Annotated in this window: 9 protein-coding genes and 2 tRNA genes; 3 read left to right on the forward strand and 8 right to left on the reverse strand. The window is 69.5% G+C overall.

All coding sequences use genetic code 11. The features are described 5' to 3' along the window. Window positions 1–110 precede the first annotated feature (110 nt). Window positions 111–359 (reverse strand): DUF3073 domain-containing protein, encoded by a 249-nt coding sequence (locus tag ACF07S_RS15800; RefSeq protein ID WP_391962496.1) that lies wholly within the window; start codon window positions 357–359, stop codon window positions 111–113. Between the two features lie 321 nt (window positions 360–680). Then, window positions 681–1,769 carry a Leu/Phe/Val dehydrogenase gene (locus ACF07S_RS15805; RefSeq protein ID WP_391962495.1) on the reverse strand — a complete coding sequence of 363 codons (1,089 nt, stop codon included), beginning with the start codon at window positions 1,767–1,769 and terminating at the stop codon, window positions 681–683. Between the two features lie 220 nt (window positions 1,770–1,989). Here ACF07S_RS15805 and ACF07S_RS15810 point away from each other — a divergent pair, with 220 nt between their 5' ends. Then, window positions 1,990–2,832, forward strand: coding sequence for a hypothetical protein (locus tag ACF07S_RS15810; protein ID WP_391962494.1), 843 nt, complete (start codon window positions 1,990–1,992; stop codon window positions 2,830–2,832). A 539-nt stretch (window positions 2,833–3,371) separates the two neighbouring features. After that, the gene (gene bldC, locus ACF07S_RS15815) at window positions 3,372–3,578 is read left to right on the forward strand and encodes a developmental transcriptional regulator BldC (protein ID WP_003949541.1); all 207 of its coding nucleotides are present in this window, start codon (window positions 3,372–3,374) and stop codon (window positions 3,576–3,578) included. 435 nt (window positions 3,579–4,013) lie between these two features. Here the strand turns inward: bldC and ACF07S_RS15820 are convergent, their stop codons facing one another. The 4 genes from ACF07S_RS15820 to ACF07S_RS15835 form a co-directional block, all read right to left on the reverse strand. Then, a complete protein-coding gene (locus ACF07S_RS15820; protein ID WP_391974383.1) occupies window positions 4,014–4,202 on the reverse strand; it encodes a DUF6274 family protein in 189 nt (62 codons plus the stop codon). A 261-nt stretch (window positions 4,203–4,463) separates the two neighbouring features. Further along, window positions 4,464–4,538: transfer RNA gene (locus ACF07S_RS15825), tRNA-Asp, on the reverse strand. Between the two features lie 93 nt (window positions 4,539–4,631). Next, window positions 4,632–8,645, reverse strand: coding sequence for an ATP-dependent RNA helicase HrpA (gene hrpA / locus ACF07S_RS15830; protein WP_391962492.1), 4,014 nt, complete (start codon window positions 8,643–8,645; stop codon window positions 4,632–4,634). A gap of 127 nt (window positions 8,646–8,772) precedes the next feature. Further along, window positions 8,773–9,123, reverse strand: coding sequence for a MerR family transcriptional regulator (locus tag ACF07S_RS15835; RefSeq protein WP_391974384.1), 351 nt, complete (start codon window positions 9,121–9,123; stop codon window positions 8,773–8,775). 779 nt (window positions 9,124–9,902) lie between these two features. On the opposite strand from ACF07S_RS15835, the gene ACF07S_RS15840 reads away from it, so the two are divergent. Then, on the forward strand, window positions 9,903–10,262 hold the full coding sequence (locus ACF07S_RS15840) for a hypothetical protein (protein ID WP_391967306.1): 360 nt from the start codon (window positions 9,903–9,905) through the stop codon (window positions 10,260–10,262). 678 nt (window positions 10,263–10,940) lie between these two features. Here the strand turns inward: ACF07S_RS15840 and ACF07S_RS15845 are convergent. Further along, window positions 10,941–11,144: a cold-shock protein gene (locus tag ACF07S_RS15845; protein ID WP_030342329.1), complete on the reverse strand. Its 204-nt coding sequence runs from the start codon at window positions 11,142–11,144 to the stop codon at window positions 10,941–10,943. Between the two features lie 572 nt (window positions 11,145–11,716). Next, window positions 11,717–11,789 (reverse strand) — tRNA-Lys (locus ACF07S_RS15850). Window positions 11,790–11,894: the final 105 nt, after the last annotated feature.

The following is an 11,894-nucleotide window of genomic DNA, read 5'->3' on the forward strand; positions in this document are numbered from 1 at the left end:
GGGCGGGCGGCACGGGAAGGCAGACCGACCCGGCCGGTGGTGATGGCGCGGGCAGCACTGAACCCGGTGGGTGACCGGGGTCACCGACCGGGTTCGTGTTCAGCGCAAGGTCAAGCGCCGCGACGCTGTTGCGAGGACGGGCCGTCCTCGTCCTCGTCGTCGTCCTCATAGAGGTCGGCGTACCGTGCGTACAGGTCGTCGTCTTGCTCATCGTCCTCGAAACGGTCACCGTTTGGTGACTGGTTCGACGGCGATGCGCCCAGCTCCTCGGCCAGGCGTGAGAGATCAGTCCCACCGCTGTTGTACTTCAGCTGGCGGGCGACCTTCGTCTGCTTGGCCTTGGCCCGGCCGCGCCCCATGGCTCGACCCCCTCAACGACGGGGCTCGACGGCCCCAGAGTCTTGACACGCGTTCATGGTCCAGAACGGGCTCTCCGCGGAGAGACCGGTCCGTAGGGCTTCCACGGTACCTGAGCCCGCGCCCATACGGTACGTCGCCCGCATGACGTGCCCGCGCCCAGGACCTTCGAGGCGCCCCGTCCTCGCTGGTCAACGACGAGTTTAACCACTTACGGACGGTCGACCCGCCGGGAGAAGTGAGAGTTCTCTCCAAGGGCCCGCCGACGGGTACCGATCACATGTGCGAGGGCGCCCCCGGCGGACCGCCCTCGCGCAGGCACCTCAGCGCGCCGAACGCGCCTCGGCCATCCGCTGCTCGGCGATCCGGTCGGCCGCCGCGGCCGGCGGAATCCCGTCCTGCTTCGCACGTGCGAATATGGCGAGCGTGGTGTCGAAGATCCTGGACGCCTTCGCCTTGCACCGGTCGAAGTCGAAGCCGTGCAGCTCGTCGGCGACCTGGATGACCCCGCCGGCGTTCACCACGTAGTCCGGCGCGTAGAGGATCCCGCGGTCGGCGAGGTCCTTCTCCACGCCCGGGTGGGCGAGCTGGTTGTTGGCGGCGCCGCAGACCACCCCGGCGGTCAGCACCGGCACGCTGTCGTCGTTCAGCGCCCCGCCGAGCGCGCACGGGGCGTACACGTCCAGGCCCTCGGTGCGGATCAGCGCCTCGGTGTCGGCGGCCGCCGACACGCCCTCGGGGTGCCGGTCGAGGATCCGGCGCACCGCGTCCTCGCGCACATCGGTGATCACGACCTCGGCGCCCTCGGCGCGCAGGTGCTCCACCAGGTGGTGCCCGACCTTGCCGACGCCCGCGATGCCGACCTTGCGGTCGCGCAGCGAGGGGTCGCCCCACAGGTGCTGGGCGGAGGCCCGCATGCCCTGGTAGACGCCGAAGGCGGTGAGGACGGAGGAGTCGCCGGCGCCACCGTTCTCGGGGGAGCGGCCGGTGGTCCAGCGGCACTCGCGGGCCACGACGTCCATGTCGGCGACGTAGGTGCCGACATCGCAGGCGGTGACGTAGCGGCCGCCGAGCGAGGCGACGAACCGGCCGTAGGCCAGCAGCAGCTCCTCGCTCTTGATCTGCTCCGGGTCACCGATGATCACGGCCTTGCCGCCGCCGTGGTCGAGACCGGCCATGGCGTTCTTGTAGGACATCCCGCGCGCCAGGTTCAGCGCGTCGGCGACGGCCTCCGCCTCGGTGGCGTACGGGTAGAAGCGCGTGCCGCCGAGGGCGGGGCCCAGTGCGGTGGAGTGGAGGGCGATGACGGCCTTGAGGCCGCTGGCGCGGTCCTGACAGAGCACGACTTGTTCGTGACCCCCCTGGTCCGAGTGGAACAGGGTGTGCAGGACGCCGTCAGATACGTCGGTCACTGTGGTGACTCCTGAGTAAGTAGCGGCGGGGTGAAACAGCCTCCCGTACGGGTGGCGGGGACTGTGGCACGAGATTAGAGCCTCCTGCGCCCACCGGCGGCACCGTGTCCCAGATCACCTCCGTCCGGAGTACCGCGTGCAACGATGTGCAGGGGTTCTCCACCCGTCCGTGCGGGGATCCGGCAGGTTTTCGCGACGGTCACCGGGGGAGGGAGCAGGCGTGCCCAAGGTGTCCTCGGTGACCGTCCCCTACGCAACCTACTTGCGCGTGTACGAACCGCTGGCCGCCTTTCCGGAACCGGAACGCGGCCACTGGGCCCGTTACGCCCGCCGCCCCGACCGCCCCTCGTACCAGGAGGAACTGCGTCGCGCGCTGGCCGACCTGGCGCCCACCCCGCCGGTGCCGGTGCCGGTGCACGAGAGCGACGACGCGTTCGTGCTGGAGGCCGACGGCGTGGTCTGCGTCTGCCCCTGGCGCACCCGGCTGCGCGGCTGGCAGGCCCTGGGCGAGCTGGCCGAGGAGTTCCCCCTGCCGGTCCTGGACGCCCTCCTGCCCCCGGTCGTACGGCACCAGGCCACCCAGGACTACGAACGCTGGCTCGCCGGCAACCCCGAGGCCCGGCCCTGGATCCGCACCGCCACCTGGCAGGTGCCCATCAACTGGTTCGTGCTGTTCGCGGACGACGAGCGGGAGTACGCCGAGGGCTCCGCGGACGGGGCCCCCGTGCTGCGCTACCGGACCCCCATGGTCCAGGCCCGGCGACGGGTGGCGCGCGGGCTGCGGGCACTGCGGGACGCCGTGGAGGAGAGCCTGCTGATCGACGGCCTCGTCGACGTCGGACGCTGGCTGGAGGAGTTCCACCCGCGCTCGGTGGTCGAGCTGGACTACGGCGGACTGGTGCACGCCCTGCCGGCCGGCGCGCTGGAAGGGGACCACTCGGCGGCGGACGTGGCCGAAGGGATCGCGGCGCTGCGCCGCGGCGACGAGGAGGGCGCCGGGGCGGCCTACGGGCGTCTCGTGGCGCGCTGGCGGCCGGTGCGCGACCTGCGCTCGGCGAACTGACGTTTGACCAGACGCCCTTCTTGGGGTTTTGTCGTCGGTCCGAGGAGTCTGAGGTTCCGTCAGCACGGGCCCGACGGCGGACGTGGATGCCGATCCGGGCGAACGCCCCAAGGGTGTCAAGCGTGACGGACCGCACGTACGGGGCCCTTGCGCCCCTTGCCCCTCCTCATGCCAAAATAGGACAAGGAGTCCGGGGAGGACTCCTCCGTCCTGCTGTGCTCGACTATGGGCGGAATCTCCACATTGCGTGCTTTGGGGGGTCTGGCGCCTCCTGAACGCGGCTGTGACTGATCGTCACAGCCGCGTGACTGTCCGCTATGGCACGGTCCATCGGCTTCCGCGGCTGATGAACACCTGGGAGGGCAATTCCATCGGTTTGGCCGACGAGGCTGGACAGATGGTGTAGTTGTAGTGCCGAGGACAAGCCGTTCGTCCTATAACCGACTCGACTCGCGTCCGCCATTTCGGGCAACGCGGGTCAAGGTGCAGAATTTAGAGGAATGAACCGAGAAGGTTCGGTTCTCCCGAGGAGGCCGCTCATGACCGCTCGCACCCCTGATGCCGAGCCGCTGCTGACCCCGGCTGAGGTCGCCACCATGTTCCGCGTCGACCCCAAGACGGTCACGCGCTGGGCGAAGGCAGGCAAGCTCACGTCGATCCGCACGCTCGGCGGGCACCGCCGCTACCGCGAAGCCGAGGTCCGCGCACTGCTCGCGGGCATTCCGCAGCAGCGCAGCGAGGCCTGAACAACTGAATGAACCGGGCATAACCGGCTGGTCCCCCACTGGTCGAAACGCCCGGAACCCTGGCTCCACACGACGCGGGGACTGCCCCAACAGGCCCCATGCCCAAGCCGATCAAAGCGTTGCAGGCAGCTGAACAAGGGTGCGTCGTCGATCGCGCTGGACTCCGCCGGGTCCAGCGCGATCTTTTTTGTGTGCCGGTGGGGGTCCGGCCGCTCCCGGGCGGGCCCGGAGAAGGGATCCGTGCGCGGGCTTGTCGGACTCCGGGGGCGGGTGGGGGATCACCTGTGCGCCGGCCGGCGCGTACCTCTCCGAGTGGTGCAATTGCACATATTAAATTGACCTGTTGTAGGCGAGGTGTAAGTACCGCACTTCGGGAAACTCATGCGGTGACACCCGTCACACCCCGTTTCCCTTGTTGACTCCGTGGCAGATGCGCTAAAGGGAACGGGTGTTGGGGTCCGGCTGTTCACCGGCCGGCTCCGTGCCGCGGGGCGGGGAGTCCATGGCCGGCCGCGGCAGGCGGTGGCGGATCGGGCAGCGGCGCGTCAGATGCCGGTACGACGACGCGGCCGACAGGCGCGCGCGGAGCAGCGCCCGCGTCTCGTGTCCAGCCGATGCCGTCATGCGCCACCCCCAGGGGGCCCACACCCGAAGTGGGCCTGCCTCTTGGAGTACCGAGGCGGCGCGGGCCCGTCAAGGCGGCAGGGAGGCTTACAGAGGCTCGAAGACGTACGGAAGGGCTCCGGAGGCGCGCGGAGCGGCCCGGGAAGCGGGGAGAGGCTCGGCTGTGACGAGGAGCCTGGGACGCAGGGAGGGGCCTGGGTGCGACGAGGAGCCGGGACACGCAGAAGAGCCCGGGTCCGAAGACCCGGGCTCTTCCGGTTGCGGTCCTGACGGGATTTGAACCCGCGGCCTCCACCTTGACAGGGTGGCGAGCACTCCAAACTGCTCCACAGGACCAGGTTTCGCAGTGCGATCAGTGCGTTGCGCTGCGAGAAGAACTCTACAGGAGGAAAACCCTCCTGGTCGAACTCACCCTGTGTAGGAGCGGCGTCACGGCACCGCCGCGTCGATCGCCTTCACGATCCGCTTGTCCGACACCGGGTACGCCGTGCCGAGGGCGTGCGCGAAGTAGCTGACCCGCAGCTCCTCGATCATCCAGCGGATGTCGCGGACCTGCTGCGGCACGGGCCGGCCCTGCGGCATCTGCTCCAGCAGCCACGCGTACTCGTCCCGCATCTCGTGGACCTTCGCCATACGCGTGGTGTCCCGCTGCACGTTCGTCGGCATCTGCTGCAGGCGCCGGTCCGCGGCCACCAGATAGCGCATCAGGTCCGGCAGTCGCCGCAGCCCCGCCTCCGTCACGAAACCAGGCCGTACGAGCCCGTCCAGCTGTGCCCGGACGTCTTGCAGGTTCGGCAGCAGGGCGGGGCTCCGTACGGCCTTCAGGCGCCGCTCACAGGCCTGCCAGGCGGCCAGTACCTGCTGCACCTGGCCCACCGCCCGGACCGTCGTGTCGACGATGTCCGCACGGACCTTGTCGTACAGCTTGCGGTACGACTCCTCGTCCCACACCGGCCCCCCGGAGTCCGCGATCAGCTTGTCCGCCGCGGCCGTCGCGCAGTCGTCGAACAGCGCCTGGACGGAGCCGTGCGGATTCGCGGACAGCGCCAGCTTCTGGGTGTTCGTCAGCTTCTCGGAAGCGAACTTCGCCGGATTGACCGGGATGCCCAGCAGGATCAGCCGGCGCGTGCCCTTCCACATGGCCTCCGCCTGCTCGGCCTCCGTGTCGAACAGCCGGACCGACACCGCCTCGCCGTCGTCCACCAGCGCCGGATACGCCTTCACCGGCTGACCGGCACGCCGGGTCTCGAACACCCGGGTGAGCGAGCCGATCGTCCACTCCGTCAGCCCCTTGCGCTCCAGGGACTCCCCGCCCTCACGCTGTGCCGTGGCGGCGGCCGCCTGCGACAGGGCCTGGCGGGCCTTCGGCCGCAGCCTGAGCTTCAGCGCCTGGAGGTCCTTGTCCTCGGCGAGCTTGCGACGCCGCTCGTCGACGATCCGGAACGTGATCTTCAAGTGGTCCGGGACCCGCGACCAGTCGAAGTCCTCCGCCTCGAACGGCACCCCGACCATCCGCTTCAGCTCGCGGGCCATCGTCACGGTCAGCGGCTCCTGCGACGACTGTGTCCGATCGCGCTCCTCCGGGGACACCGCCCGCTCCAGGAACGCCTTCGCGAAGTTCGGCGCCGGCACGTAGTTGCGGCGGATCGGCTTGGGCAGCGAGCGGATCAGCTCCGTGACGACCTCCTCGCGCAGGCCCGGGATCTGCCAGTCGAACCCCTCGTCCGTCACCTGGTTCAGCACCTGGAGCGGGACGTGGACCGTCACACCGTCGGCGTCCGCACCCGGCTCGAACTGGTACGTCACCCGGAACTTCAGCGGGCCCTGCCGCCACGTGTCCGGATAATCGGCCTTGGTGACCGCCTCCGCCGACTCCCGGATGAGCATCTCGCGCCCGAAGTCGAGGAAGTCGGGCTGCTCGTGCCGCTTGCGTTTCCACCACGAGTCGAAGTGCGCCCCCGACACCACGTGTTCGGGGATCCGCTGGTCGTAGAAGTCGAACAGGGTCTCGTCGTCGACCAGGATGTCCCGGCGCCGCGCCCGGTGCTCCAGCTCTTCGACCTCGGTCAGCAGCCGCCGGTTGTCCGCGTAGAACTTGTGATGCGTCCGCCAGTCGCCCTCGACCAACGCGTTCCGGATGAACAGCTCCCGGGAGACCTCCGGGTCGATCCGGCCGTAGTTCACCTTGCGCTGCGCCACGATCGGCACGCCGTACAGCGTCACCTTCTCGTACGCCATCACGGCCGCCTGGTCCTTCTCCCAGTGCGGCTCGCTGTACGTGCGCTTCAGCAGATGGGCGGCGAGCGGCTCCACCCACTCGGGCTCGATCCTGGCGTTGACCCGCGCCCACAGCCGCGACGTCTCCACCAGCTCGGCCGACATCACGAACCGCGGCGGCTTCTTGAACAGCGCCGAGCCGGGGAAGATCGCGAACTTGGCGTTGCGCGCGCCCAGGTACTCGTTGCGGCCGCCGTCCTTGCGGCCCGCGGCGCCGGAGTCCTTGGACTCCTTCACGTCCTTCATGCCGATGTGCGAGAGCAGACCCGCCAGCAGCGACACATGGATGTGGTCCGCCGGGGCGTCCTCCTCGTTCAGCCGGATGCCCATCTGCTTGGCGACCGTCCGCAGCTGGGTGTAGATGTCCTGCCACTCGCGGATCCGCAGGAAGTTCAGGTACTCCTGCTTGCACATCCGCCGGAACGACGACGAACCGCGCTCCTTCTGCTGCTCACGGACGTACCGCCACAGATTGAGGTAGGCCAGGAAGTCGCTGGACTCGTCCCGGAACCGCGCGTGCTGCTGATCGGCCTGCGTCTGCTTGTCAGCCGGCCGCTCCCGCGGGTCCTGGATCGACAGCGCCGCGGCGATGACCATGACCTCACGGGCACAGCCGTTGCGGTCCGCCTCCAGCACCATGCGCGCCAGCCGCGGGTCCACCGGCAGTTGCGCCAGCTTGCGGCCCGTCTGGGTCAGCCGCTTGCGGGGGTCCTTCTGGGCCGCGTCGAGCGCGCCCAGTTCCTGCAGCAGCTGGACGCCGTCGCGGATGTTGCGGTGGTCCGGCGGGTCGATGAACGGGAACTTCTCGATCTCGCCCAGGCCGGCCGCCGTCATCTGCAGGATGACCGAGGCGAGGTTCGTCCGCAGGATCTCCGCGTCCGTGAACTCCGGCCGGGACAGGAAGTCGTCCTCGCTGTACAGACGGATGCAGATGCCGTCCGACGTACGGCCGCAACGCCCCTTGCGCTGATTGGCACTGGCCTGCGAGATCGGCTCGATCGGCAGCCGCTGCACCTTCGTGCGATGGCTGTAGCGCGAGATGCGGGCGAACCCGGGATCGATCACGTACTTGATGCCCGGCACGGTCAGGGACGTCTCGGCCACGTTGGTCGCCAGCACGATCCGGCGGCCGGTGTGCTGCTGGAACACCCGGTGCTGCTCGGCGTGCGACAGCCGGGCGTAGAGCGGCAGCACCTCGGTCGAGCGGTACCGCTTCTTGGTGAGCGCGTCCGCCGTGTCCCGGATCTCCCGCTCGCCGGAGAGGAACACCAGGATGTCGCCCGGCCCCTCCGCCATCAGCTCCTCGACGGCATCCGTGATCGCGGTGATCTGGTCGCGGTCGGTGTCGTCCGAGTCCTCCTCCAGCAGCGGACGGTAACGGACCTCCACCGGATACGTGCGCCCGCTGACCTCGATGATCGGGGCGTCACCGAAATGCCGGGAGAAACGCTCCGGGTCGATGGTCGCCGACGTGATGACGACCTTGAGGTCCGGGCGCTTCGGCAGCAGCTGCGCGAGATAGCCGAGCAGGAAGTCGATGTTGAGCGACCGCTCGTGCGCCTCGTCGATGATGATCGTGTCGTAGGCGCGCAGCTCACGGTCCGTCTGGATCTCCGCGAGCAGGATGCCGTCGGTCATCAGCTTGACGAACGTGGCCTGCGGGTCCACCTGGTCGGTGAACCGGACCTTCCAGCCCACGGCCTCGCCCAGCGGCGTCCTCAGCTCCTCCGCCACCCGCTCCGCGACCGTGCGGGCGGCGATGCGGCGAGGCTGCGTGTGCCCGATCAGGCCCCGGACGCCCCGCCCCAGCTCCAGGCAGATCTTCGGGATCTGCGTGGTCTTGCCCGAGCCGGTCTCGCCCGCGACGATCACGACCTGATGGTCACGGATCGCCTCCGCGATCACGTCCTTGCGCTGACTGACCGGAAGCTGCTCCGGGTAGCCGACCTCCGGCACCCGGCCGCGCCGCCCGGTCATCCGCTCCTCGGCCTTGACGACCTCCGCCTCGATCTCGGCGAGAACGGAGGCACGGGCCTCCGGCTTACGTATCGTGCGTGCCCCCTCGAGCCTCCGGCCGAAACGGTGCGCGTCGCGCAATGACAAGTCGGCCAGACGGGCGGCGAGGGCACCGAAGGCGGCGGGGGCGGGGGAAGGATGCGTGGACATACGGACTCCAGGATCTCATCCCGGCGAAATTCCTGGCGAACGGTTTTGCCCCGGCGGTCCGGCCGCCCGCCGGACCCCATCCGTGTGCGCGTGAGAGGGCCCGTCGGCACCGGCGGGCCGGCTCACCTCAGGTCCCGGCCGACGGGTCGGCCGACGGGGCGGCCGGTCCGCCGGCGCGGCGGTGCTCGGCGTTGATGCGCTGGGCCTCCTCGAGCTGGTCCTCGAGGATGATGATCCGGCACGCGGCCTCGATCGGGGTGCCCTGGTCGACGAGTTCACGCGCGCGTGCCGCGATGCGCAGCTGGTAGCGGGAGTAGCGGCGGTGTCCGCCCTCGGAGCGCAGTGGTGTGATCAGTCGTGCGTCGCCGATGGCGCGCAGGAAGCCGGGAGTGGTGCCGAGCAACTCGGCGGCCCGGCCCATGGTGTAGGCGGGGTAGTCGTCGTCGTCGAGACGGCCCAGCGACTGGTCTGCTGTCATCTCACCTCTCTGTGGAACGCGTGGAGGGGCCCTGGTGCCGTACGGCACCAGGGCCCCGAAGGAACTGCAACACCATCTGCCGACCCTAGTACTGCGTCGGCCTTCTGTTTCCGCAACGCCGTCCGATACGCCGACGGGGGTGCGGGGATCGCGGATGCGTGACCGGAGACCACCTGCCTATCGATGTCCTGCGGTACCCGGGCCCATGTTCACCGCCCGGGCGATCCTGATGGCGCTCGACTCCTCCGTTCTTCCCTCTGTCACTCAATCGAACGGGTACTGCTGGTACTGCGTACTGCTGGTACTGCGTACCGCTACCGCGACGACGCGCGGTCCTGCTGCGGCGGCCCCTCATCACTGCGGGCCACCCGGTCCGGTCGTCAGCCTCGTCACCGTCCTGCAACACCTGGCTTCGAGACTCCACCACCGAACCGTGATGCGGGTACTGCTGCCCGGCAGTTCGTGTCTGCCGGGCCTCACTCGATCTCGGCTACGAGAGAAACAATAATCATGCGATCGCCGAATGTCTACTTCGGCGAGCACAGATTTTGGCGTGTCGGGTGGTGAGGTATCCCCTCTGACCCGGTGGGACGGGCTCGGCACCGGTCCCGTTGGCCACGGTTGGCCACGGTCCCGCTCCGGAAGGGGGTCGCGCGTGCCGCGCATGCGCACCGGATCCGGAGTGCGGCACGGGGAGCGGGGTGCGTCCGCCCTGCTCGCGGTGGCGCCGTGCCACCGCACGAGCCGTCCGGGCGGGCCGGTGCATAGAATCCGATCCCATGCCGAAGCCTGACGAGCTGATCGTTGACATCGCCGCCCTTGTGGAGTCCGGGCAGAGCAACCAGATGTCCTTGACCGTGGTCACCGGTGGTGCCGTCATCACCGGTCGCCTGGCTCCCGAAGCCGTGTGGAGGCGGAGGGTGTCGGAGGTGCTGACGGATTCCACGCGCCTGGGCGACTTCTCCGCCGTCTTCGCCACCCCAACGAAGAGGGAGGGACCGCCCACGCACCTGCACTTCCACGTCGCCCGGATCCTGCAGGGCACGGTGGGGATCCCCGAGACGGGCGGGATGTACCGCGTCGCGATCGAGGACGTCAGCGCCTGGACCGTGGGCGACTTCAGCTACTCCGACCACTGACCCGGCGACCCGCCGCCGTGCCGGGAGCGGCACGGCACACAGTGAGGGCCCGACCGGCGCGCGCCGGTCGGGCCCTCACCGCTCTGTTCGGCTCATGCCTGTCCCGCCGGCCGGACGGGGGAGCGTCGGTCATCACGCGGGCCCGCCGCACCCGCCGGTGGCCGGCTCGGGCACGACGCCCCTCATCGGTGCCGGCGCGCCGCTTCGCCGGCCGCTTCGTCGGCCAGGGCGGGGGCCGGGCCGTCCGTAGGGCGTCGTGCCCTCCACGCTTCGGTGCCCGTGGTCAGCGGCGGCGGAAGCGCCCGCTGCCGTCGGCGACGTCACGCAGGCGGATCCGGTCGGCCGGTCGGCCGGTCGACGGCGTCGGCTCGTCGGTTCGCGAAGCAGCGGTCGTTCGTGGACGGTTCACGGGGAAGCGCGCTCGATGCGGCGCGCACCCAGGAATTACCTCAGCGATATACGGCACGGCAATCGCGGGACGGGCCGGTGGAGCGTAAACCGAATGGTGTGACCGACGTGAATCCGCACGAGCGAAGACCCTGAAATGGGTGACGTCGCGTGAATGCGGTATTCAGGGCGTCGGCTGTCGTCCGCAGGTGAACCCACTGCGGAAAACGCGAGCAGCTGGGGCCCGCACCCCGAGGGATGCGAGCCCCAGCTGCACAAGGCGCGTCGGCGTCAGGCGGGAACGATGTTCTCGGCCGTCGGGCCCTTCTGGCCCTGCGCGATGTCGAAGGACACCTTCTGGCCTTCGAGCAGCTCGCGGAAGCCCTGGGCGGCGATGTTCGAGTAGTGGGCGAACACGTCCGGGCCGCCACCGTCCTGCTCGATGAAGCCGAAGCCCTTTTCTGCGTTGAACCACTTCACGGTACCGGTAGCCATGTCTGTCTCCTTTGGGGGCAGTGCATCGGCGATCCGCACTGCGCGGACGCCGTGTCGCCGCGATGATCACCCCGTCCGGAAAAGACCGGAAAAGTTTCGGGAACCACAACTGCAACTGAGATCAACAGTAGCACGCCATTGCGGAATGCGTGTGGTGAAGAATCCCACGCAGGCTTATTGCGGAAGGAAAACTGTCCGCGTGTTCCGTTGAAATCTCATCTCGCGGGAACAGCTATTGGATTCACCGAGGGAAACGTTCCGCGTGACCGGGCGCATCGCCGGCCCGGTGCGCCCGGAGGTCCGGCGCTGCGCGGGCCGGAGACGACGCTGCGCCCGCCGAGCGGATCGGCGACCCCCTGGCCGCTCCCGGCCGGCGCATGCGGCCGGCATCCTCGAGGCCCACCTCGTGACTTCACCCCCGAGACGGTCACGGAAGCGTCCCGCCGCGTCCCTGCCACGACGGGCCCGCCGTCCGTCACCCGACGGCGCCCCAACGCGCCGGCGCCCGGCCGACCGAAGTCGACCGGGCGCTGCGCAGCAGGTCAGAGATGGTTTCCCTCCCCGCCACCGGGTAGGCCCTGTGGGACTCGAACCCACAACCAATGGATTAAAAGTCCACTGCTCTGCCAATTGAGCTAAGGGCCCCTGGCGATGTTGCCTCCCCGAGCATAGCCGGACGTGGCCGAGTCTCCGATCGGGTATCGCGGAGGCGGGCGCCTCCGTGTCCCCCGGGAGTGCGGAAGGGCCCGC

Source organism: Streptomyces sp. NPDC016640 (assembly GCF_043076215.1).
Classification (GTDB): domain Bacteria; phylum Actinomycetota; class Actinomycetes; order Streptomycetales; family Streptomycetaceae; genus Streptomyces.